This window comes from Micromonospora sp. AMSO12t (genome assembly GCF_008806585.1).
In the GTDB taxonomy this organism is placed as follows: Bacteria; Actinomycetota; Actinomycetes; order Mycobacteriales; family Micromonosporaceae; genus Micromonospora; species Micromonospora reichwaldensis.
Map to the genome: position 1 here is coordinate 28,363 of NZ_WAAS01000007.1, position 21,962 is coordinate 50,324.

The window sequence follows — 21,962 nt, forward strand, 5'->3', positions numbered from 1 at the left end:
AACGTCACTTGATCTTTCGGCTGGCTTGGTGACTGAGTCTGCACTGGTAGTGGGACCGTCGGACTCGGGCTTGGGATGTTCGATCGTGGGCCGACTACCGGGCGCGGACGCGGGTGGTGGACGGTCGGCACCGGCGGCGGGTGCGGCAGGCCGAGCACGAGGCCGCCCGCACCGTCGTCGCCTGGGCCGTACCGCGATGTCGGCGCGGCGGCCAGCATCGCCATCCGTACCTCAGGCGGCAGACCCACAGGTCGTGGATCTTCGTTTCGGTCTGTTCGCGGGCGGAACTACGCCGGCGTGGCATCCCGATCAAGACCGACCAGGCCGCTGGCCCGCTGGCCCGACGTCGCGGCGGACACGGCCGTCACAGCTTCCCGCAGTTGTGGACCGCGACGACCCTCGTCGAGCCGAACCCGGACACCGTGCTGGTACCGCTGGTCGCCGCGTGGCCGGCCGGCCTGGCCGGCACCACGGTCAGATGCAGGCCGCGCTCCGCAGGGCCGGTGCGCTCGTTCCGCTGGCCACCGGCGAGGATCTCCGAAGGTGCGCCTCTGCTCGTCGCTTCGCGCTTGCTAGGTTCCGCACATGATCGACACTGCTGCGGCGGTCGAGTGGGTGATCGCGCACGGCGACGAGCCCGACAGGCACCGACTGGCGACGGTGCTGACAGGGGTGTGGCCGGCGCCGCTGGATGTGGCGGACGCCCTGTTCGCCGACCAGTCTCCCGAGGGTTTCCCGGCGCCCTGGTCACCCGGCGCCCCCTCGGTGGCGGCGACGTGCGAACGGCTTGACCGGATCATCGAGTTGGACCTGCGGTACAGCTCACGGGTGGATCGTTGCGCCGACTGGCTCGCCGCGCTGGTCGCGCCGGACGGCGCGGTGCGCTCCGCCGTGGACACCGGGCACCTGCCGTCGCGGGACCCGCTCTACCTGACCGCCAAGGTCGGCTGGTGCCTGGCGGTCCTGGACCGGCCCGAGGCGGCCGGGCCGGCCGCCCGGGCGGTGCGCGACGCCGTCGAGGCCTCAGGGGTCTGGCCGTCGTGCCTCACCACCACCTGGCTCGCCGCCGCCCTGCTGTGGGCGGCGGGGCTGCGCGAGGAGGCAGACCGAGGGCTGGACATCCTGGCGCGACGGCTGCTCGACGCCCCGCCGGCCGACATCGCCCGCGCCGGATGCGCGCTACGGGCGACGTTGCTGCCTCCGGAGCATCCAGTGTTCCGCGTCGTGGTCCGGCGGCTCACCGCCACCCAGCGCCCGGACGGCTCGTGGCCGGTCGACGGCGCCCTTACCGAGCAGGTCGCAGTCGCCATCACCGCGATAGGCGCCGTCGCCGGCCTGGTCTGAAACGCCTCCACCGCAAGGGCGAAAGACCGGGTCAGGAGCAGGGGAGGTCGGCGCAGCCACCCGTGAATCAGCCGCACGGTCGTGGGCGCCCCGAGGCCCCGGCGAGGCGGGGCCCCCGATCACACGGGGACCACGCAAGCACCGCACGGTGGCCGCGGGGTCAGCGCTGGCGGCGGTTCCAGGGGCCGGTGACGGCGTACGTGATGCCCGGGTTGTAGACGTTGAAGAACATGGTCCGGCCGTCGGCGGAGAACGTCGCGCCGGCCAACTCGCCGAACTCCGGGTCACCGGCGGTGCCGACGTCGACCCGGTTACGTGCGAAGACGAACACCTCCCCGGCGGCAGTCGTACCAAGGATGTGCTGGTCCCCGATCCCGTCCTCGCACATCATGAGGCCGCCGTACGGCGACATACAGATGTTGTCCGGGGCGTCGAACTCCGGGTTCTCCGGTGCCGGGGTGGAGCGGGTGAAGATGGTCTCCAGGCGCAACGTGTTGGCTCGCGGGTCGTACCGCCAGACCTGACCGTCGTGGTCGCGGGCCGAGCCCTGCGCGCGCCGGGCGAACGACGAGACGAAGTAGGCGCAGCCGTCGTTCTCCCCCCACCAGGCGCCCTCGATCTTGTACCCACCGGTGATCGGCTTGCCGTAGTCCTGGGCACGGACCGACTCCGTCGTCGCCAGCGGGTCAGGCACGTCAAGCCACTCGACGCCGGAGAAGGACGTGCCCGCCGTCGTCACCACCGACAGGTCCGGCAGATCCGGGACGTGCAGGGCCTGCAGCACGCCGCCTGCCCGCAGGCTCCCGTGACCGCCGAGCGGCCGGTTCGGCAGGAAACGGTAGAAGCTGCCCAGCGGCGCCACGAACGCGTCCTCGGTCTCGTAGACGATGCCGGTCTGCGGGTCGACCGCGACCGCCTCGTGCTGGAACCGACCCATCGCGGTCAGCGGTGTCGGATCGATGTTGCGAGCATCGTCGTACGGGTCAACCTCGAAGATGAACCCGTGGTCCTTCGCGTACCCGCGGGCACCCGCCTTGTCTTCGGTCTCCTCACAGGTCAGCCACGTGCGCCACGGCGTCCGGCCGCCGGAACAGTTGATGGCCGTGCCGCCAAGGCTGACGTGCTCGGCGACGGCGCGGTTCGACGCGTCGACGGCGAGGGTGCTGGTCCCGCCCCCGGCGGCCGGGTCGTACGTGCGTTCCGGCGGAGCCACAACCGTGATCCTCGCGGTCGGGGAGCACTCATGGTTACGGACCAGGCGGGTGCCGCGCGCCTTGTCGGCGAAGGAACCCATACCGTCGAACCGGCTCGGCACGATGCCACCGTCGGGCCGGACGGTGCCTTCGCGCGACAGCACCGTGTAGCGAAAGCCCACCGGCAGGTCGAGCATGCCGGCCGGGTCAGGCACGAGCGGACCGTACCCGGCCTCCGGGCCGGACACCCCCAGCGCGGGTGCCGCGGTGAACAGGGCGTCGGCCGAACCGGCCACGGCCACGGCGAGACCGACTCCGGCCGAGCGGGACAGGAACTGGCGGCGAGACAAAGACACGGACAAGCCTCCTGGACGTCACGGACCGTCGCGTCCGGCCGACATCGACCCGAATCGCTCGATCCACTACGTCACATCCCGACCCACCCGTCAAGTAGATGACGGTTAGACAGTGGGACCGGGCAGGATGACATCGGCAGTCACCCGAGGCAGTGGCATCGACAGTGGACTCGATCGAGCGCGGCGTGCTGCTCGCGCCGGAGATGCGCACCCGGATGTTCCGGTCGCAGGCCACTGGCGACGGTGACGCTCGCTCGGCCGTCCCCCGGGCTCCACGCCGCGCCCGGTGAGCACGTACAATTGCGAACCTCCGTCGTCGACTACCGTCGTCAACGATGACGCTTGAGCAACCACCACTTCTGGCCAACAAATGGCCACGCTTGGCGGCGGAGCTTGCGACCGCGCTTCACGAGGCGGACGAGGGCGACCTGGTCGACCAGGTCGACAGTCTCCGAGTGCTCCAGGAGCATGTTCGTCGAGGTCCTCGACCGTCCGCCGGTCAACTGACTGGGAGAACTCGGTCCGGTCCGCCCGCCACAGCAGCACCGCGGCGACGGGTTCCCTCCACTTCGGGCCGTACCCATCCTGCGCCAGCACCGCAGCAATGCGGGTCAACGGCCCGATGCTTCGTTGACGCCGTACCGCACCATGACGTGCAAGTCCTCGGCGAGTAGATCCCTTGCGAGGCCACGATCCACGAATGCTGCCAACGATCGGCCGATCTCGTCTCCCGCCACATCAGATAGGTCCTCATCGTGTGCGGCACGCCGCAACGCGTCCAACGCGCGCGGGTCGTCCCAGTTATATCTACCCGGGAAAAACGGCCTACGGCAGCTTTCCTGCGGCCACCGTCACGGTCCCGGAGCAGCCCGGGCCGCCGGGGCTCCCCGCCGGACACGGCGGCACGGTGGCCCCCGCTCATGTGCCCTCTTCGGAGGACCCCGTGGTCCGCCCCGGTCAGGCAACGTCCCTACGTTGGGGCAGGACGATGGCCAGTAGCGCGGCGGCAAGCGCGTAGGCGATCAGCAGCCCGGCCCCGGCCGGCGGGGAGAGGAGCTGCGGTGCGGCCCCGGCCGCGCCCTGGGCCGCCTGGGTGAGCGCGGTGAAATTGGTCAGCGCGGCGGTGGCGCCGCCAGGCAGGAACGGGTAAGCCGTGTTCACCTCGGGAATGAAGAGCAGCAGGTTTTCCCCCATGTAGAGGTACGCGCCCAGGCCGGCCAACGCGATCACCTGGTTGCGGACCAGTGCGCCGATGCCCACGCCCAGTACCGTGTAGGCGGCCATCGCCACGACCAGGCGCAGCAGCAAACCGACGACGACATCGAGTGTTGCGCCGGCGGGGATGTCCCGGACAGCCATCCCGGCGTAGAGCGCGATGCCGGCCGTGGTCGTAGTGATCAGCCCATAGGCCACTCCGGCGACGAGGTAGACGAGGAGTTTCGCGGCCAGCACGCTCCAGCGTCGAGGTGCGAACAGGAACGCGGTCGACATGGTGCGGTGCCGGTACTCGGAGGTGACCGCCGTTGCGCCGAACAGCGCAGGGACGATCACTCCGAGCCCGGCGAGGCCGAGTACCGCCCGGATGCCGGCCTCAGTGTCCATCCCGGGCAGTGGCGGGTTGACGTTCTCCGGGCCGATTACGGTGAGCAGCCCGACCAGGCCGCCTCCGAAGACGACCGCGGCGACCACCGCCCAAATCCAGAGGCGGGTGGCGACCAGCCGACGGAACTCGGCTCGGACGAGGTGGCTCATCTGGTGGTCCTCTTTTCCCCGGTCAACTGCAGAAATGCCTGTTCCAGGTCGGTGCGGTACGGAGTCAGTCCGTACACCCGCAGGCCCGCGCCCGCCGCGGTGTCAGCCACCCGTTCGGCGTTGAGGCCATGGACTCGGAGGGTGCCCGGACCGGTGTTCTCGATCTGGGGCGGGCGACCGTCGGTCGTCCCGACGTCGCCCAATAGCACGGCGAGGAGGTCAGCGTCCGGAGACTGGACCACGACGGCGGGAACGGTTACCGCAGCGAGTTCGTCGAGGGTGCCTTCGGCCATCAGGCGCCCACCGTCGAGCACAACCACGCGATCCACCATCTGCTCCACCTCGCTGAGCACATGACTGGAGACCAGGACGGTGCGCCCCTCGTTGGCGAACTGGCGCAGGAATCGGCGTAGCCAGGCGATCCCCCCGGGATCGAGCCCGTTGGTCGGCTCGTCCAGGAGTAGCACGGGAGCATCGCCGAGCAGGGCCGTGGCGAGGGCGAGCCGCTGGCGCATACCCGTGGAGAACTCGCCGGTCCTCCGGCCCGCGAATCCGGACATGCCCAGGGCCTCGATGACCTCGTCCGCGCGCCGTACCGGCAGCCCGGCCATGTCGCAGTAGATCCGCAGGTGGTCCCGGGCGCTGATTCCTGGGTGACAGCTCGATGCGTCCAGAGCCGCGCCGACGGTACGAGCCGGCTGCGGCAGATCGACGTAGTGTCGGCCACCGATGAGGGCCTCGCCAGAGGTGGGCCGGATCAATCCCAGGATCATCCGCAGGGTGGTCGACTTCCCGGCGCCGTTCGGTCCGAGGAAACCAGTCACCCGCCCAGGCTCCACGGTGAAGCTCAGGTCGGTGACGGCCGGGACGGCACCGAACCGCTTGGTGAGGTTGCGCACCTGCACCCTTACGCCGTCGGACGTCTTCGTGATGCCGGTGAGCGGCTCGTCCTGGTCATCGGGAATCAGTTTCCGGATCGCGGGCATGAGGCATCGCCATTCGTGGTGGGTCGGCAGGGGCCGGTGTGGCCACCGGCCGGGGAAGGACGGACGAACCGGTCAGGACTTCCGGGTGGCCTCTTCGATGAGCCGGACCGTCGCGCGGGGGTCGCTGACCTGGATGACGAGGCGGTTGTAGCGTTCGTCGGTCAGTTCGATGACGACGGCCTGGGCCGGGTCGCGAACGTCCCAGAACACCTGCTCGCCGTCGAGGTGGAAGGTGCCCGCGACGATGACCCCGGGAAGGTGCGCTCCCGGCGCTCGCAGCCCCTTCGACTCCTTGACGATTCCCGGGTCGGCGGTCGCGCCCCTGACGTTGACCAGCGGAATCGTGAGTCGGCTCTTCAATGCCCAGAGCTTGTCGAGGCCTTCGATCTCCACGACGAGGGCCTCGCCGTCGATGTGCACACGTGCCATGTCTCTCTCCTCAGATCTCGTGCCGGCTGAGCTGGTCGGCCACAGCGCCGCCGGCTTCGGTGGTGTGCGTTCCGGACGCGCCGGCCCTGGCTCGCAGGCGCAGACCCAGCACAGCGGCGGTCAGCTCGGTGGCCGGCGCCGCGACGCGAGCGGTCTCGTCAGCGCCCTGATACGTGGCGATCAGAACCCGGCCGAGGGCCTCGTCGAACTCCTGCAAGCAACCGGCGACAATTTCGGCGACCTCGGCGTCGATGGGCGCGCGTTCAACCGCGGCCCTCAGGAGCAGGTCGAAGCCGGGTTGCGCCGCGTCGGCGGCAAGTGCGCGATGCAGGGCCTCGGTGATGTCGTGGGCCGCCGAGACGGCCAGGACGAGTGGTCGCACCTGGTGCTCCACGTGCCAGCGCAGCGCCCTTGTGTAGAGCCCACGCTTGCTGCCGAAAGTCTTGTACAGGCTGTTGCGATGGACGCCGAGTTTGGCCACCAGGTCATCGACGGACGTGCCGTCGTAGCCCTGGTCGGCAAACACCTCCACAGCCGCCTGAACAGCCTGTTCCTCGTCGAACCCGCGTGGTCTTCCCATGTCAACCACGGTAGCGGGTTTAGGAACGAACAGTCAAGAACAGTCGTTCCTAAATTCCGTCGAGAGATGTCCGGTGACTAACCGCAAGCGGTAGGTGACCGTGGGCAACCCGCGCCCGCGTCCCGAACGACCGTCGCCCCAACGATGCGGCTACTCGAAGCAGCCCGGGTCTCCGGCCCCGTAGCGCAGGATCTCGGGCTCAGGTTGCGACAGGTCGACCACGGTGGTCGGTTCCTTTCCACAGTCGCCAGCGTCGATCACCGCGTCGAGGAGATGGTCCAGCCGTTCCTTGATCTCCCACCCCTGGGTCATCGGCTCGTCCTCGCCAGGCAGCATCAGGGTGCTCGACACCAACGGCTCGCCGAGCTCGGCCAGCAGCGCCTGGACGACCGTGTGCCTGGGGACCCGTACGCCCACGGTGCGCTTCCTGGGGTGCAGCAGCCGGCGCGGCACCTCGCGGGTCGCCGGCAGGATAAAGGTGTAGCTGCCCGGGGTGCACGCCTTCACCATCCGGAAAACCGAGTTGCTGACCTGCACGAACTGGCCGAGTTGGGCGAAGTCACGGCACACCAAAGTGAAGTGATGCCGTTCGTCCAGCCGACGGATCTCCCGGATCCGATCCAGACCGGACCGGTTGCCCGGCTGACAACCGAACGCGAAGCACGAGTCCGTCGGGTAGGCGATCAAGCCGCCGCTGCGGATCAGGTCGACGACCTGCCGGAGGACCCGGGGCTGCGGGTTGTCCGGGTGCACGTCGTAGTACCTCGCCATACGCCCGAGACTAGGTGTTGCCCGGACGACGCGCCTCCCCCAGTTCTGGTACGGCCACCTCGACGCGGTCGCCGCAGTTCGCACGGTCAGGGGGTCGACGGCGGCGTCGTGGCGGTCAGCACGGTCGCCGCCGCGGCGAGGCCGAGGAGGCAGGTCAGGGCCGCGACGCCGGCCATCCGGCCCGCCCCCGGGGTGACGACCGTCGGACCCGGTGGCATCGACTTCCCGCGCGCCGTCGTGGCCGGTCGCCGCCCAGTAGGGCGGCGCGGTGGGACGCACCTGGCGAGGGCGAGCGCGCCCACGCACAGCGCCGGTGCCGCCACGGCCGGATAGGCCCAGCCGCCGAGCAGCGGGGTGAGCAGTCGCGCGCCGACGGCACCGGCCACCAGGAACGCCGCCGCCGTGCGCCGCCAGGCCAGCATGGTCCGCTCCAGTTGCAGGCCGGGGTCGCCGTCCAGGCGAGGGGGTGTCCCGGGTGGACCCGCCGACGCCGGGCGGTCCCCGTCGCGGGGTGCGGCGGCACGGCTCACCGGACGAGGCCGACCAGGATCAGGCCGGCTGCCAGGACCAGGCCCAGGCCGAGCGGCATCGCCAGCGCGGGTGGCGGCAGGCTCCGACCGAGGCGCAGCGCCGCCTCCGTACGCAGCCAGCCGATCCACGCCTGCACCGGGGCCGCGGCGCCGAGCACGATCAGCACGACGGCTGCGGCGCGGCGCAGCCCGGGCGCGATGGGCAGGGCCAGCGCCTCCAGGGCGATCCCGGCCGCGAAGAGCGCCAGCGACGTACGGATCCAGGCCAGGAAGGTGCGCTCGTTGGCGAGGCTGAACCGGGGGTCGGGATCGACGCCCCGGTCGAAGACCCGGCCGGGCCACCGGCGTCGCCCGGGCGTCCGCGAGGAGGTCTCGTCGTCCGTGTCGACTACCACAGGGCGGTCACTCCCTTTCCGACGGCGATGACGCTGCCGATCAAGGCCAGCCCGATGACCGATCCTCGGGCCCGCTCCTCCGGCAGCCAGCGGGACAGCACCTGACCTCCGGCGATGCCGACGGTCATCGCCACGGCGCAGGCCAGCAGCAGGGGCCAGGACAGCGCCGGCGTGCCCTTGGCGGCCAGCGACAGCACGTTGGTGACCAGGCCGACGACCTGCACGGTCGGCACGAAGCTGCGCTGGCCCCAGTCGGTGCTCACCGCGTAGACGGCCAGGGGCGGCCCGCCGGTGCCCGCGGTGGTGTTGAAGAACCCCGAGGTGAAGCCCGACAGCACCGGCCCGCCACGGCTACGGAGGAACCGCAGCGGGTTGCCCCGGGCGACCCAGGCGACGGAGATCGCCGTGATCGAGCCGACGCCGATGAGCAGCAGCGGACCGGGCAGGGACGCCACCACCCAGGCGCCGAGGGGGACGGCGACCACGACGCCGACGATCATCTCCACGGCCAACCTGCGGTGCAGGGCCCGGAAGGTCGAGGCCAGGACGACGAGGTTGATCGCGGCGGAGAGCAGGTTCGCCAGCACGACACCGGTGAACGGGCCGAGGATGATGACCAGGAACGGCGCCGCGACCAGCGCGAAGCCGAGCCCGGTGACCCGCTGCATGGCCGCCCCGAGGGCGACCGCCACCACCGCGAGGGCGGCGCCGAGGAGGGCCACCGTCAGCGGGACACGGCGTCGTCAACCACGTCGCAGAGGCGGCGCAGCCGATCCACGGAGATGGTCCGCAGGTCGTCGGCCATCGTCGGGCTGCCGACGACCGACGCCCAGATCGCCCGGCCCGCCAGGAAGCCCGACGCCCCGGCCTGGCAGGCGAGGCGGACGGCGTCGGGGAAGAGTTCGGCGGGTACGCCCGACGACAGCACCACCCAGGGCCCGGCGATGGACTCGCTCAGCCGGGAGCAGCCGGCGACGATCTCCGCCGGGGTGCCCTGCCCGGCGGTGGGGACCTCGGCCTTGTAGAGGTCGGCGCCGAGCGAGCCGAGTTCCCTGGCGGCGGCGAGGATGCCGGCGTCGTGGTCGAAGGCGCCGCCCTGGCGGGGAGCGCGGGACACCGGCTCGATGATGCTGACGAGTCCGTTGTCGCGGCACCGCCGCACGAAGTCCGTCACCAGGGCGATCCGGGGGGCGGGGTCCTCGTCGGGGCGCCAGAGCACGAGCAGCTTGAGCGCCTTGGCGCCCTGGGCGCGTACGGCGGCGGGGTCGACGTCGTCGTCGATGGCGACGTCGGCGACGAACTCGGTGGCGCTGGCGGTGAAGCGGTCGGCGGCGGCGATCAGGGCGCACTCGGCGGCGACGGCCTCCTCGGCGATGACGGCGTCCCAGCCGAACTGCTTGTCGACGAGGATCGCCGAGGCGTGGGGGCTCAGCGCGCGGGCCGCCGCGACCTTGAAGGCGGTGATCTGCTCGTCGGTCACCGGCTGGCTCTGGTGGGCGGCGAACATCGCCCGCAGGGCCTCCCGCTGGTCGACGGCGAGCATGGCGTAGCCGCCGGAGGGGCGGGCCAGAACGGTGGGCGACACGGTGGCGACGGTCATGGGGTACCTCCCGGGATTACCAAAGGACGTTGGCAACGTACCATCGGATGGTAGAAAAATAACATCCCTCGGTTGCTCTAAACTCTCCACCGAGCCCCGTGGGGTGACATCCGGCAGGAGGGCCCGGCGTGAGCGTGCAGACGTCCCGTTACGAGAGCGCCCCCCGGCGCCGCACGCAGATCATGGCCGCGCTGCGGCGGGCGGGCTTCCTCTCCGTGGCGGAGCTCAGCGCCCAGCTCGGCGTCTCGCAGATGACCGTCCGCCGCGACCTGCGCCAGCTCGCCGAGTCCCACGAGGTGACCCTCGTGCACGGCGGTGTCAGCCTGCCGCCCGGCGGTGTGGCCGGCCCCGGCTTCGCCTCCCGGGCGCAGACCCACACGCAGGCCAAACTCGCGATCGGGGCGGCCGCCGCCGCCCTGGTGCAGCCCGGCGACACCATCGGCATCGACAGCGGGACCACGGCCGCCGAGGTGGCCCACGCCCTGCCCGCCGAGTTCGAGGGATGCGTGGTCACCCACTCGGTGCCGGTGCTGGGGCACATGCTGTCGCGTCCGCGCGCCCGCGTCATCGGGATCGGCGGCGAGCTGCTGCACGACAACCAGGCGCTGGTCGGCTTCGCGGCCCTGGACCTGACCCGCCGCCTGCGGATCCGGATGCTCTTCCTCGGCGCCGGCGCCGTCGACGAGCGCGGGGTCTACGTGCGCTCGGAGATCGAGCTCAGCGCCAAGCACGCCCTGATGGAGATCGCCGACGAGATCGTCCTGGTGGTCGACGCGAGCAAGCTGACCGCCACCGCCCCGGTGCAGGTCTGCGGGCTCGACCGGATCGACAGCGTGGTCGTCGACGCGCCCCTGCCCGAGCCGGTCGCGACGACGGTGCGGCGCAACGGCATCCGCGTCATCACCGCCTGACTTTTCCGGCCCACTCCGCCACCGGCCGCCGGTCCGGCGGGCGGCACCGGGTGTCACGACGCCCTGCGGCGGGCCCTGCCGTCCCGGTAGCCCAGCGGCATGCCCGGCCGTCCAGCTAGCCCAGCGGCGGGCCCTGCCGTCCGCGTAGCCCTGCGGCGGGCCCGGCGGTCCGGGTAGCCCACCAGCACCACCGCGGCGACACGTCCCGTTGCGGGGCGCGTCGTCCTTTTTCGCCCGCCACCGCCGGTCACCGGGACGACCCAGTTTGTTTCCAGCCCTTGACGGGCGGATGAACGCCGGCTAGAACTGCATGCAGTTCTTCACAAGTGTGAGAGAGGCCTCATGGGACTCAGCGGAGATCTGCAGCACGCCCCGGACGTGGTCGACCAGGCCGCCCCCGCGGCCGGAAAGGCCGGCCCCTCGGTGGGCGCCGTGCGGCTGCCCGACGTCCCCGTCGCCGACGTGCGGTGCCGGGTGTTCCGCGCCCGGCCCGCCGAGCAGATCGCGATGTCCTTCGCCCCCCTGACCCACCGGGTGATGGTGCTGGTCGAGGTCGAGCTGGCCGACGGTTCGATCGGCGTCGGCGAGAGCTGGGCCAACTACCCGTCCTGGGCCTGGCGCGAGCGCATCGCCACGATCAGGGAGGGCGTGACGCCACTGCTGCTCGGCACGCGGCCGGCCGACCCCGCCGACGCGCAGCGGGCGCTGATGGCGAAGCTGGGTCCGCTGGGCCGCCAGTGGGGTGCGCCCGGCCCGATCCACCAGGCGGTGAGCGCGGTCGACATCGCGCTGTGGGACCTGGCCGCCCGGCACGCGGGGCGGAGCCTGGCGTCGCTGCTCACCACGCACCCCCGCACCGAACTGCCCGTCTACGGCTCCAGCCTCGGCCCCGCCGGGGTCGCCGAGACCGCGGCGCACTGCGGGGCGCTCGGGCTGACCGCCGTGAAGGTCAAGGTCGGCTTCGGCCGGGACCGGGACCTGGACAACGTCCGCACCACGCGGCGCGTCCTCGGCGACGGGGCGCAGATCTTCGCCGACGCCAACCAGGCGTGGTCGTTGCCCGAGGCGCTGCGGATGCTGCCGGCGCTGGCCGACCTGGGTGTCGCCTGGGTCGAGGAGCCGCTCGCCGGCGACCGGCCGGAGGAACTCGACGAACTCGGCACCCGCACCGGCATGCCCCTGGCCACCGGCGAGAACCTCTACGGCGCCGCGGCCTTCACCCCGTACCTGCGGGGCAGCGGGGTCACCATCGTGCAACCGGACCTCACCAAGGTCGGTGGGATCAGCGAGTACCTGACGGTGCTCCGGGCCGCCGAGGCCGCCGGCAAGACCGTCAACCCGCATCTGTACAACGGCGCGATCGCGACCGCCGCGACCGTGCAGGTGGCCGCCAGCAGCCCGGCGACGTCCCTCGTCGAGTGGGACGTCCGGTCCAACCCGCTGCGCCAAGCCGCCGACGAGTTCCTGACCGCCCACGGCACGGTCACCGTGCCCAACCGCCCCGGTCTCGGTATCGACCTCGATCCGGACCAGCTCGAGCCGTACGAGGAGCAGCTGTCGTGACCGATTCCCCGATCGTCGACGAGGTCCTGGCAACCCCGAGCGCGGTGCGCATCGGCGGCCGGGCGGCCCCGGGCGCCGTCACGGGGGCGCCCACCCTGCCCGTCGTCGACCCGTCCACCGGGACGGCCTTCGCCGAGGTCAGCACCGGCGGCTCGGCCGACGCCGCCCGCGCGCTCGCCGCCGCCACCGCCGCGCTGCCGGCCTGGGCGGCCACCCCGGTGGCGGAGCGCGCCGCGGCCCTGCGGGCCATCGCCGACGACATCGAGGCCCTGGCGACCCGCCCGGACTGGGCCGAACTGATCACCCGGGAGACCGGCAAACGGCTCGCCGAGTCCACCGCCGAGCTGGGGCTGACCGTGACCTACTTCCGGGTCATGGCCGACCTCGTCGGACGGCAGGAGGAGCAGCGGCTGACGGTGGTGCCACAGCACGAGCACCGGGTCGCGGTCCGGCCGGTCGGGGTCGCGGCCGTACTCACCCCGTGGAACTTCCCGGTCTCCATCCCCGCCCGGAAAATCGCACCGGCACTCGCCGCGGGCTGCCCGGTGCTGTTCAAGCCCTCGGAGCTGGCTCCGCTGTCGTCGATGGTGCTCGCCGCGGTGTGCGAGCGGCACCTGCCCGACGGGGTGCTCGGCACCGTCCTCGGCACCCCGGCCGACGTCGTCTCCCCGTGGCTCGCGGCGCCGGCGGTGCGGGCGGTCTCGTTCACCGGTTCGACCCGGGTCGGTCGCCTGGTGGCCACCGAGGCGGCGCCGCGGTTCCTGCGTACGGTGATGGAGTTGGGCGGCTGCGCGCCGTTCGTCGTCCTCCCGGACGCCGACCCGCAGGCCGCGGCGCAGACCCTGATGGTCGCCAAGTACCGCAACAACGGCCAGTCCTGCATCGCGGCCAACCAGATCCTGGTCGCCCGGGAGGTGGCCGGGGAGTTCGTCGAGGCGTTCGTCGAGGCCACCCGCGCCCTGCGCGTCGGCGATCCCCGGGACCCCGGCACCGACATCGGCCCGCTCGCCCCGGCGGGCGACCCGGCGCGCATGGCCGCCCTGGTCGACGAGGCCGTCGCCCGGGGCGCCCGTGCCGTCGCGCCGCACGGCGCGGCGCCGTCCGCCGGGCACTACGCCGCCCCGACGGTGCTGCTCGACGCGCCCGTGGACAGCCGCGCCATGACCGGTGAGATCTTCGGACCGGTCGCGCCGGTGCACGTCTACGACGACCTCGACGCGGCGTTGGCGGTGCACCACGCCACGGGCTACGGGCTCGCCGGCTACGTGTGCGGCACCGACCTGGACGCCGCGCGGGCGGTCGCCGACCGGCTGCGCGCCGGCATCGTCGGGATCAACACGGGCACGCCGAACACGCCGTGGGTGCCGTTCGGCGGGCTCGGTGACTCGGGCGTCGGCTACGAGGGCGGCCGGCCGGGCCTGGAGGCGTTCCAGACCCACCTCAGTGTCGCCTCCCGCCCGGTGGGGGCCTGAGCGTCATGCGCCTGCTCATCGGCCAGACCGGCGCGCCGACCGCCGTCGTCAACGCGAGCCTGCGCGGCTTCCTGGAGGGCGCCGAGGGACACGAGGTCCTCGCCCTGCGCGGGGGCCCCGACGGTCTCGTCGACGGCCGGCTCACCCCGGTCACCCTCGCCGACGTCCCGCCAGCCTGGACCCACCGCGGCGGGTCCTGGCTCGGCGCCGGTCGCCGGGCGGTCACCGGCGACGACCTCGACGCGGCGGTCGCGACGCTCGCCGAGCACCGCGTCGAGGGGGTCGCGCTGATCGGCGGCAACGGCACGATGGCGCTGCTGCGGGCCCTCACCGAACGCGCCGAGCAGGCCGGGTTGCCCCTGTGCACCGCGGGCATCCCCAAGACCGTCGACAACGACCTGGTCGGCGTCGACCACTGCCCGGGATTCGGCTCCGCCGCGCGCTACCTGACCCGGGTCGTGCCCGACCTCGCCCGCGACCACGCGGCCATGCGGGCGATCGAGCCGGTACGCATCGTGGAGACCCTGGGCCGGTCGGTGGGCTGGCTGGCGCTGGCCGCGACGTGGCACCGGGAGGACCCGGCACACGCACCGCACCTCGTCCTGCTGCCGGAGGTGCCGTTCGACCGGGCGGACTTCCTGCGCCAGGTCGACGACGCCCTGCACGCGCACGGCCGCGCGTTCGTGGTGACCAGCGAGGGCGCCGCCCGCGAGCTGACCGACGAGCCCTTCGAGGCGGCCAACCACACCAGGATCCTGCTGGGCGGGGTGTCCCGCCGGCTCGCCGCGCTGGTCACCGCCGAACTCGGGGTCGCCGCCCGCGGCGAGGTCCTCGGCATGGTGCAGCGCTCGGCCGGCGCCCTGGCCGGCGACGTCGACCGCCGGGAGGCGACCGAGGCCGGACGGCACGCCGCGCGGCTGCTCGCGGACGGGCGCAGCGGACTCATGGTCGGCCTGCACCGCGTCGGCACCGACCCCTACGCCGCCGGGTACGACCCGGTGCCACTGGCCCAGGTGGCCGGCCACACCCGACCGGTACCCGCGCCGTGGCGCACGACCGACCCCGCCGACCTCGGCGACTTCCACGACTGGCTCACCCCTCTCATCGCCTGAGTGACCCCTCCATCGAAAGGCAGGCACATGCGGCACAGGTACCTGAGCGCGGCGCTCGCCCTGGCCCTGGTCGGCGGACTCACCGCCGGCTGCGGCTCGGACTCCGCCGGCTCCGCCAACGAGATCAACCTGATCATGTCGAACCACCCCTGGCAGCGGGCGATCGAGCCGTTGATCGACGACTTCGAGAAGGAGTCGGGCGTCACGGTGAAGGTCCAGACGTTCGCCGAGCAGCAGATGCGCGACAAGGTGCAGCTCAACCTCCAGTCGCGCAGTGCCTCGATGGACGTGTTCATGACGCTGCCCTCCCGTGAGGGCCCCCAGTTCGCCAAGTCCAACTACTACGAGCCGCTGGACGACCACGTCGGCAAGGCGGGGGCGGACTACGACGTCGACGACTTCCCGGCCGCCGTACGGGCCGGCATGACCGTGGACGACAAGCTGATCGCCGCGCCGATCAACGTCGAGGGCGTGGTGCTGTACTACCGCACCGACCTGTTCGACAAGTACGGCGTCACGCCGCCGAAGACGCTCGACGAGCTGACCACCGCCGCCGAGACGATCAAGCAGAAGTCCGGCGGCAGCGTCACCCCGATCGCGTTGCGCGGGCAGTCCGCGGCGCTGCCGTTCACCTTCGGCCCGTTCCTGCACTCGCAGGGCGTGAGCTGGACCAAGCCCGACGGCACGCCCAACTTCGACGACCCCAAGGCGATCGAGGCGATCGACCGCTACGCCACCCTGGCCCGCGAGTACGGCCCGCCCGGCGTCGTGAACAACACCTTCACCCAGTCCTCGGCCCTGTTCGCCGCCGGCAACGCCGCCATGGAGCTGGAGTCGAGCAACGAGGTCAGCAGCATCGTCGACCCCAAGACCTCCAAGATCGCGGACAAGATCGGCGTCCTCGACTTCCCGGCCGGCGCCGCCGGTTCCAAGACCACCGTGCTGTCCTGGGGCCTGTCGGTCTCCTCGTTCTCGAAGAACAAGGACGCGGCGTGGAAGTTCGTGCAGTGGGCCACCAGCGCGAAGACGCAGCTGGAGCTCACCAAGTCCGGCATCGCCCCGCCGCGCACCTCGGTCAGCCAGGACCCCGCCTACACCGCCACGCTCAGCACCGAGACGCTCAAGCAGTGGAACGCGGCGCTGACGAAGGCGCAGACCGACGGTGACACCGAGGTCGGGCCGGTGGGTGTCGCGGCCCCCGAGATGCGCAAGGTCATCGGCGACGCGGTGGGCACCGTGATCCTCGGCCGGGCGAGCGCCGCGGACGCGGCCAAGCAGATCCAGGACGGCCTCACCCCGCTGCTGGCGAAGAACAGCGAGTAGGAGCCTCATGAGCACCGACACGACGACGAAACGCCCGACCGGCCCCCGCCCCGCCAGCACGGCGGGGCGGGGGGCGGGGCGCCGGCCGAGAAGGACGGTGCATCCGACCGCCCGGGGGATCTGGCCCTTCGTGGTGCCGGCCGCCGTGGTCACCGCCCTGCTGGTCCTGCTGCCGATCGCGTACACCGTCTGGTTGTCGGTGACCGACCGGCAGTCCGACGGCACGAACACGGGCTTCCTCGGGTTCGACAACTACGCCCAGATGTTCGCCAACCCGGCGTTCTACAACTCCCTGAAGGTCACGCTCTTCCTCTTCGTGGTGTGCCTCGCCGTGGAGACCGTGCTGGGACTCGCGCTCGGCTACGTGATGAGCCTGGACGTGCCCGGCCGGCGCGTCTTCCAGGGCATGATGCTCATCCCGGCGATCACCGCGTCGGTGGCGGTCGGCCTGCTCTGGCTGCTGATCATGGATCCGTCGCTGGGGGCGGCCAACGAACTGCTGGCCGTCATCGGGATCGACCCCGTGGTCTGGCTCGGTGACCCGTCCATCGCGCCCTGGTCCATCGCGCTCGTGGACATCTGGCAGTGGACGCCGTTCATGGCGCTGATCATCTCCGCCGGCATCCGGTCGTTGCCGGAGGAGCCGTTCGAGGCGGCGGCCATCGACGGGGCGAGCGGCTGGCGTACCGCGTGGAACATCGGTCTGCCCCTGCTGCGGCCGGTGCTCATCGTCGCGATGCTGCTGCGCACCGTCGACCTGGTCCGCTTCTTCGACACCATCTACATCATGACCCAGGGCGGGCCGGTCGACTCGACGAACACCCTCAACGTGTACGGCTACAACGAGGCGTTCATCAACCAGGCGCCCAGCTACGCCGCCGCCCTGCAGATCGCCCTGCTGGTGCTCGTCGTACTGATCGCCACCGTCTTCACCCTGGTCCGAAGGAGGGCCGCGAAATGAGCGCGGGCAAGCGGCTGGTCGGCGTCTACACCGCGTACTTCCTGTTCGCCGTGGTCTTCTTCGGCCCGGTGCTGTTCATGCTCTGGTCGTCGCTGCGGCGCAACGTCGACATCACCGGCTCCCTGTTCGACGTGGCCTCGCCGCTGACGCTGGAGAACTTCACCAACCTGTTCGAGCGGTTCGAGTTCGGCCGCTACATCGTCAACAGCTTCATCGTGGCCGGCGGCTCCACCCTGCTCGGCCTGGTGCTTGGCGCACCGGCCGCGTACGTGATCGTCCGGCGGCAACTGAACACGTTGGGCTTCGTGACGTTGCTCGCCCGGATGGCACCCGGTGTGCTGTTCGTGCTGCCGCTGTTCGTGCTCTCCATCCGGATCGACGCCCCGTCGAACACGGGGCTCAACTACGCCCTGCTCATCGTGGCGCATTTGATCGTCACGCTGCCGCTGTGCATCTGGCTGCTGATCCCGTTCTTCGAGGAGATCCCGATCAGCATCGAGGAGTCGACGCTCATCGACGGCGCCTCCACCTGGCAGCGGTTCCGCATGGTGGTGCTGCCGCTCGCCATGCCCGGCGTCTCGGTGGCACTCACGCTCAGCTTCGTCTTCTCCTGGAACTACTTCCTGTTCGCCCTGGCGCTCGCCAACGACCAGACGCTGCCGCTGACGGTCATCGCCTTCAACTTCATCGGCCAGGGATCGAACGACTTCGGCGGTCTGATGGCCGCCAGCACGCTCATCTCAGCGCCGGCCCTACTGCTGACGATCTTCGCGCAGCGGTGGCTGGTGCGTGGAATCACCGGAGGTGCCGTCAAGTGACGACCACCAGTGTCCGTGCCCGCTTCCTGGGCGACGGACGGATCGACTTCGAGCGGGCCACGCTCGGCCCGGTCGCGAACGGGCAGGTACGCGTACGCGTCGACGTCTGCGCCCTCTGCGGCTCGGACAAGCGGCTGCTGCGGTCGGGCTCACCCGTGGTGCCGGGGCACGAGATCGCCGGCACCGTGGTCGACGTCGGCGCGGACGTCACCGTGCCCGTCGGGACCCGCGGCATCGTCTACATCCCGGTCTTCTGCGGTACGTGCCGGCGCTGCGCCGCCGGCCGCACCAACCAGTGCCTGCACCTGCGGGAGCTGATCGGCTGGCAGCGCGACGGCGGGTTCGCCGAGCACGTCGACGTGCCGGCCCGCTGCCTGCTGCCGGTGCCCGACGACGTGCCGCTGGACACGGCGGTGCTGGGTCTGGACACCGTGGGCACCGCCGCGCACGCCCTGCGCCTGTGGCAGCGCACCCAGCCCGACGGCGTCGACCGGGCGCTGGTCATCGGCGCCGGCCCGTTGGGCCTCGGGGTCGTCGCCGTGGCGGGCGCCTTCGGCGTCGGCGAGGTGGACGCCTTCGACCCGCACGAGGGTCGCCTCGCCACGGCCGTCGAGCTGGGCGCCCGGGCCGCCGGCGACCTGGCGGCGGAGAACCAGTACGACCTCGTGGTCGAGGTCAGCGGCGCCGCGGCGGCCCGGGAGACCGCGCAGCGGGTGGTCGCGCCCGGCGGCGCGGTGATCGCCCTCGGCGAGTCCGACGAGCCCTACACGATGCCCGCGACGCCCCGCTGGCGGCGCACCGACTGCTACACGGTGCGTTCCTTCTACTTCCCCACCAGCGAGGTCGAGGCGAACTGGGACCTGCTGCGCGGCCACGGCGCCGCGCTGCGGGACCGGCTGACGGTGCCGGTGACCCTCGCCGAGCTGCCGGACGCCTTCGCCCGCTTCGTCGCCGGCGACTACTTCAAACCCTGCATCGTGTCGGAGGACGCCTCATGAACCAGCCGCAGCACCTGCTCATCCTCGCGGTCGACCAGCGTCCCTGGCTCACCCAGGCGCTCTACGGCCACACCGGCACCGCCACGCGCGGCCAACGCGCGGCGATCGCCGACGGCAAGCACATGGTGGTGGAGGGTCTCCTCGCGGCGCTCGCGGACGAGCCGAGGCTCGCCGCGCACGCCGGCATCCTCGTCGACGCGACGCTCGGCCCCGGTGTGGCCGAGCGGGCCCACGCCAACGGGGTGACCGTGAGCATGCCGCTCGAACGCGGTGGTTGCGAGATCTACGAGACCGAGCCGGCCGACCTCAGGTCCCACCTGGAGCACCACGGACCGGAGCTGCCCAAGGTCCTGGTCCGCTACAACGTCGAGGGCGACGTCGACGGCAACCGCGTCCAGCGCGCCCGGCTGGCCGAGGTGTCCACGACGGTCCGCGACACCGGTGGCCGTTTCCTGTTCGAGCTGCTCGTGCCGCCCACGCCCGCGCAGCTCGACGCCGTCGGCGGCGACCCGGGACGGTTCGAGCGGGAACTGCGTCCCGCGCTGGTGCACCGCGCGATGACCGAGCTGCTCGACGAGGTGCCGGTGGACGTCTGGAAGCTGGAGCACCTCGACCGGCAGGAGCACTACCGCACCGCGGCCCGGATCGCGGCCGAGGCCGGCGGCGAGTGCATCCTGCTCGGCGCCAACGCGCCGGCGGCGCGGGTCGAGGGGTGGCTCGCCGACGCCGCCGCCGCCGGATTCACCGGCTTCGCTATCGGGCGTAGCATCTGGTGGGACGCGCTGCGCGGGCTGCTCGCCGGGGACCTGGCCCGCCCTCAGGCGGTGGCGGCGGTCGCCGCGAACTATCGCGGATTCGCCGCCGCGTTCCTCGCCGCGGTGCCGGTCGGGCCCGAGCCGCACGAGTGAGGACACCAGTGACGCCACCTGCCCCGCCCCGGCCCCCCGCCGCGACGCTGCCGGCGCCCGCCACCGCGCCCGCGCAGGAGGCGGACCCGCACACCGGTGAGCGGGTCGGCGAGCTGCTCTACCGGACGCTGCGCGACCGGATCATCTCCGGCGAGCTGCGGCCCGGCACCCGGCTGAGCGTCCCGGCGTTGGCCGAGGAGTTCCGGGTGAGCCGCAGCCCCGTGCGCGACGCGGTGATCCGCCTGGTGCAGGACGAGCTGGCGCGCGAGACCCTCAACCGCGGCGCGGTCGTCGCCCGCATCGAGGGCGAGGAGCTGGTCAGCCTCTACGAGGCCCGCGAGGCTCTGGAGTGGGCGGTGGCCCGGCTGGCGGCGCAGCGGTACAGCCCGGCGCTGCGCCGCCGCCTGCTCGCCCTGATCACCGAGCACCGGCAGGTCGCGGCGGACGGCGACTTCGCCCGCCACATCGAGCTCGACGCCGCGTTCCACCGGGAGATCCGGCAGGCCGCGCAGAGCCCGGTGCTGACCCGGATGCTCGACGGCGTCCAGAGTCGGGTCCTGATCGCGATGCGCTCGACCAGCCTCACCGGCGGCATGGCCCAGGCCGTCGCCGACCACCAGGCCATCTTCGAGGCGCTCTGCTCGGGTGACCCCGACGCCGCGGGTGAGGCCGCCCGGGCGCACATCCGCCGACTCAAGGAGCTGCTTCGTGCCGCTTACTGAAGCCCGCACGATCGCCGCCGTCCGGTGCCACGGTCCGGGCGACGTACGCGTCGAGCAGCTGCCCGAGCGCGCCCCGGGCCCCGGCGAGGTGGCCATCGAGCCCCTGGCCGTCGGGGTCTGCGGCACGGACGGCCACATCGTCGGCGGCAGCTTCCCGGCGGCCCGCCCGGTCGTGCTGGGCCACGAGGTCTGCGGACGGGTGCGGGAGGTCGGCCCCGGGGTCGACCGGCTCGCGCCCGGCGACCTCGTGACCGTCGAGCCCCACGACTACTGCACCGCCTGCGCGTACTGCCGGCTGGGGCAGGAACACCTCTGCGACGCCAAGCGGGGCTACGGCGTACGGCTCGACGGCGGGATGACCGAACGCATGGTCGTGCCGGCACGGATCGCCTACCGGCTGCCCCCGGACACCCCACCGTGGATCGGCGCCCTCACCGAGCCGCTCGCGTGCTGCATCCACGGCATGGACCAGCTCGCGCCCCGCTCCGGCCTGCCCGTGCTCATCTACGGCGCGGGCCCGGCGGGGGCGATGATGGTGGCGCTGGCCCGCTCCCGGGGGCTCGCCCCCGTCGTCGTCATGGATCCCCGCCCGGACCGCCGCGACCTCGCGCTGCGCATGGGAGCCGACGCCGCCCTCGATCCGACCGACCCGGCCAGCGAGGCGGCGGCCCGGGCCCTGACCGACGGCCTGGGCTTCCCGTACGTCGTCGACGCCGTCGGCTCGGCGCGCCTGCTGGAGTCCGCGATCGGCATGGCCAGCCGCGGCGGCCGGATCCTGGTCTTCGGTGTCGCCCGGCCGGACGAGGAGGCCCGGGTACGCCCCAACGAGGTCTTCGCGCGTGAGCTGACCATCGTGGGGGCGGTCATCAACCCGTACACCCATCACCGCGCCGTGGGCATGCTGCCGACGCTCGGTCTGGACCGGCTGCGGCCGGCGTTCTTCCCGTTGGAGAAGGTCTCGCAGGCGCTCGAGGCCCAGGCCGTCGGCCAGGCCGACAAGGTCTTCGTCGCCCCGTACGGCGTCGACGCCGCCCGCCGGTAACCGGGCGGGAGCGGGCGGGGCCACCCCGTGCGACGCCACCGGGGCCGGGCCCCGGTGGCGTCGCACGGCGTTGCCGACTTTTGACCGTCCGGACGAAAGTTCAGACGATCTCGCACAAACATCTAGACATTTAGATTTAAGAATCATAGTGTTGCCCTCACCAGGCAGCGGCGTGCCAGGCCAACCATCAGGACAT

At 72.1% G+C, this 21,962-nt stretch carries 22 protein-coding genes; 12 read left to right on the forward strand and 10 right to left on the reverse strand.

Features of this window, described 5'->3' with window-relative positions:
- Window positions 1-585 precede the first annotated feature (585 nt).
- On the forward strand, window positions 586-1,344 hold the full coding sequence (locus F6X68_RS02110; protein WP_151452635.1) for a hypothetical protein: 759 nt from the start codon (window positions 586-588) through the stop codon (window positions 1,342-1,344).
- Between the two features lie 160 nt (window positions 1,345-1,504).
- Here the strand turns inward: F6X68_RS02110 and F6X68_RS02115 are convergent, their stop codons facing one another.
- From F6X68_RS02115 to F6X68_RS02160, 10 genes are all read right to left on the reverse strand, one after another.
- The gene (locus tag F6X68_RS02115) at window positions 1,505-2,893 is read right to left on the reverse strand and encodes an alkaline phosphatase PhoX (RefSeq protein WP_151452636.1); all 1,389 of its coding nucleotides are present in this window, start codon (window positions 2,891-2,893) and stop codon (window positions 1,505-1,507) included.
- A 957-nt stretch (window positions 2,894-3,850) separates the two neighbouring features.
- Complete coding sequence (locus F6X68_RS02120) at window positions 3,851-4,645, reverse strand: ABC transporter permease (RefSeq protein ID WP_151452637.1); 795 nt, start codon at window positions 4,643-4,645, stop codon at window positions 3,851-3,853.
- Window positions 4,642-5,631 carry an ABC transporter ATP-binding protein gene (locus F6X68_RS02125; protein ID WP_151452638.1) on the reverse strand — a complete coding sequence of 330 codons (990 nt, stop codon included), beginning with the start codon at window positions 5,629-5,631 and terminating at the stop codon, window positions 4,642-4,644. Before F6X68_RS02125 ends, F6X68_RS02120 begins: the two co-directional genes overlap by 4 nt.
- Before the next feature lie 72 nt (window positions 5,632-5,703).
- Complete coding sequence (locus F6X68_RS02130; protein ID WP_151452639.1) at window positions 5,704-6,060, reverse strand: hypothetical protein; 357 nt, start codon at window positions 6,058-6,060, stop codon at window positions 5,704-5,706.
- A gap of 10 nt (window positions 6,061-6,070) precedes the next feature.
- Window positions 6,071-6,640: a TetR/AcrR family transcriptional regulator gene (locus F6X68_RS02135; protein WP_151452640.1), complete on the reverse strand. Its 570-nt coding sequence runs from the start codon at window positions 6,638-6,640 to the stop codon at window positions 6,071-6,073.
- Window positions 6,641-6,790: 150 nt separating this feature from the next.
- Window positions 6,791-7,411 carry an L-threonylcarbamoyladenylate synthase gene (locus F6X68_RS02140; RefSeq protein ID WP_151452641.1) on the reverse strand — a complete coding sequence of 207 codons (621 nt, stop codon included), beginning with the start codon at window positions 7,409-7,411 and terminating at the stop codon, window positions 6,791-6,793.
- A gap of 86 nt (window positions 7,412-7,497) precedes the next feature.
- The gene (locus F6X68_RS02145) at window positions 7,498-7,941 is read right to left on the reverse strand and encodes a DUF202 domain-containing protein (RefSeq protein ID WP_151452642.1); all 444 of its coding nucleotides are present in this window, start codon (window positions 7,939-7,941) and stop codon (window positions 7,498-7,500) included.
- Entirely contained in the window at window positions 7,938-8,336 is a 399-nt protein-coding gene (locus F6X68_RS02150) for a YidH family protein (protein WP_151452643.1), read from the reverse strand. Before F6X68_RS02150 ends, F6X68_RS02145 begins: the two co-directional genes overlap by 4 nt.
- Window positions 8,330-9,058 carry a sulfite exporter TauE/SafE family protein gene (locus F6X68_RS02155; protein ID WP_151452644.1) on the reverse strand — a complete coding sequence of 243 codons (729 nt, stop codon included), beginning with the start codon at window positions 9,056-9,058 and terminating at the stop codon, window positions 8,330-8,332. The genes F6X68_RS02150 and F6X68_RS02155 overlap by 7 nt, the downstream gene beginning before the upstream one ends.
- A gap of 2 nt (window positions 9,059-9,060) precedes the next feature.
- Window positions 9,061-9,936 carry an aldolase gene (locus F6X68_RS02160; RefSeq protein WP_151452645.1) on the reverse strand — a complete coding sequence of 292 codons (876 nt, stop codon included), beginning with the start codon at window positions 9,934-9,936 and terminating at the stop codon, window positions 9,061-9,063.
- Window positions 9,937-10,064: 128 nt separating this feature from the next.
- On the opposite strand from F6X68_RS02160, the gene F6X68_RS02165 reads away from it, so the two are divergent.
- The 11 genes from F6X68_RS02165 (at window position 10,065) to F6X68_RS02215 (ending at window position 21,766) form a co-directional block, all read left to right on the forward strand.
- Window positions 10,065-10,847, forward strand: a complete 783-nt coding sequence (locus F6X68_RS02165; RefSeq protein WP_151452646.1) for a DeoR/GlpR family DNA-binding transcription regulator — start codon at window positions 10,065-10,067, stop codon at window positions 10,845-10,847.
- Between the two features lie 342 nt (window positions 10,848-11,189).
- Window positions 11,190-12,410, forward strand: coding sequence for a mandelate racemase/muconate lactonizing enzyme family protein (locus tag F6X68_RS02170; protein ID WP_151452647.1), 1,221 nt, complete (start codon window positions 11,190-11,192; stop codon window positions 12,408-12,410).
- Window positions 12,407-13,882, forward strand: a complete 1,476-nt coding sequence (locus tag F6X68_RS02175; RefSeq protein ID WP_192581237.1) for an aldehyde dehydrogenase family protein — start codon at window positions 12,407-12,409, stop codon at window positions 13,880-13,882. The genes F6X68_RS02170 and F6X68_RS02175 overlap by 4 nt, the downstream gene beginning before the upstream one ends.
- A gap of 5 nt (window positions 13,883-13,887) precedes the next feature.
- Window positions 13,888-14,994: a diphosphate--fructose-6-phosphate 1-phosphotransferase gene (locus F6X68_RS02180; RefSeq protein ID WP_151452649.1), complete on the forward strand. Its 1,107-nt coding sequence runs from the start codon at window positions 13,888-13,890 to the stop codon at window positions 14,992-14,994.
- Window positions 14,995-15,021: 27 nt separating this feature from the next.
- On the forward strand, window positions 15,022-16,317 hold the full coding sequence (locus tag F6X68_RS02185) for an ABC transporter substrate-binding protein (protein ID WP_151452650.1): 1,296 nt from the start codon (window positions 15,022-15,024) through the stop codon (window positions 16,315-16,317).
- Window positions 16,318-16,414: 97 nt separating this feature from the next.
- Window positions 16,415-17,278 carry a carbohydrate ABC transporter permease gene (locus F6X68_RS02190; RefSeq protein WP_192581238.1) on the forward strand — a complete coding sequence of 288 codons (864 nt, stop codon included), beginning with the start codon at window positions 16,415-16,417 and terminating at the stop codon, window positions 17,276-17,278.
- A complete protein-coding gene (locus tag F6X68_RS02195) occupies window positions 17,275-18,096 on the forward strand; it encodes a carbohydrate ABC transporter permease (RefSeq protein ID WP_151452652.1) in 822 nt (273 codons plus the stop codon). The genes F6X68_RS02190 and F6X68_RS02195 overlap by 4 nt, the downstream gene beginning before the upstream one ends.
- Window positions 18,093-19,094: an alcohol dehydrogenase catalytic domain-containing protein gene (locus F6X68_RS02200; RefSeq protein ID WP_192581239.1), complete on the forward strand. Its 1,002-nt coding sequence runs from the start codon at window positions 18,093-18,095 to the stop codon at window positions 19,092-19,094. The genes F6X68_RS02195 and F6X68_RS02200 overlap by 4 nt, the downstream gene beginning before the upstream one ends.
- Complete coding sequence (locus F6X68_RS33940) at window positions 19,091-20,002, forward strand: 2-deoxy-5-keto-D-gluconate 6-phosphate aldolase domain-containing protein (RefSeq protein WP_255474680.1); 912 nt, start codon at window positions 19,091-19,093, stop codon at window positions 20,000-20,002. Before F6X68_RS02200 ends, F6X68_RS33940 begins: the two co-directional genes overlap by 4 nt.
- A gap of 8 nt (window positions 20,003-20,010) precedes the next feature.
- On the forward strand, window positions 20,011-20,724 hold the full coding sequence (locus F6X68_RS02210) for a GntR family transcriptional regulator (protein ID WP_192581241.1): 714 nt from the start codon (window positions 20,011-20,013) through the stop codon (window positions 20,722-20,724).
- Complete coding sequence (locus F6X68_RS02215; protein ID WP_192581242.1) at window positions 20,711-21,766, forward strand: alcohol dehydrogenase catalytic domain-containing protein; 1,056 nt, start codon at window positions 20,711-20,713, stop codon at window positions 21,764-21,766. Before F6X68_RS02210 ends, F6X68_RS02215 begins: the two co-directional genes overlap by 14 nt.
- Window positions 21,767-21,962: the final 196 nt, after the last annotated feature.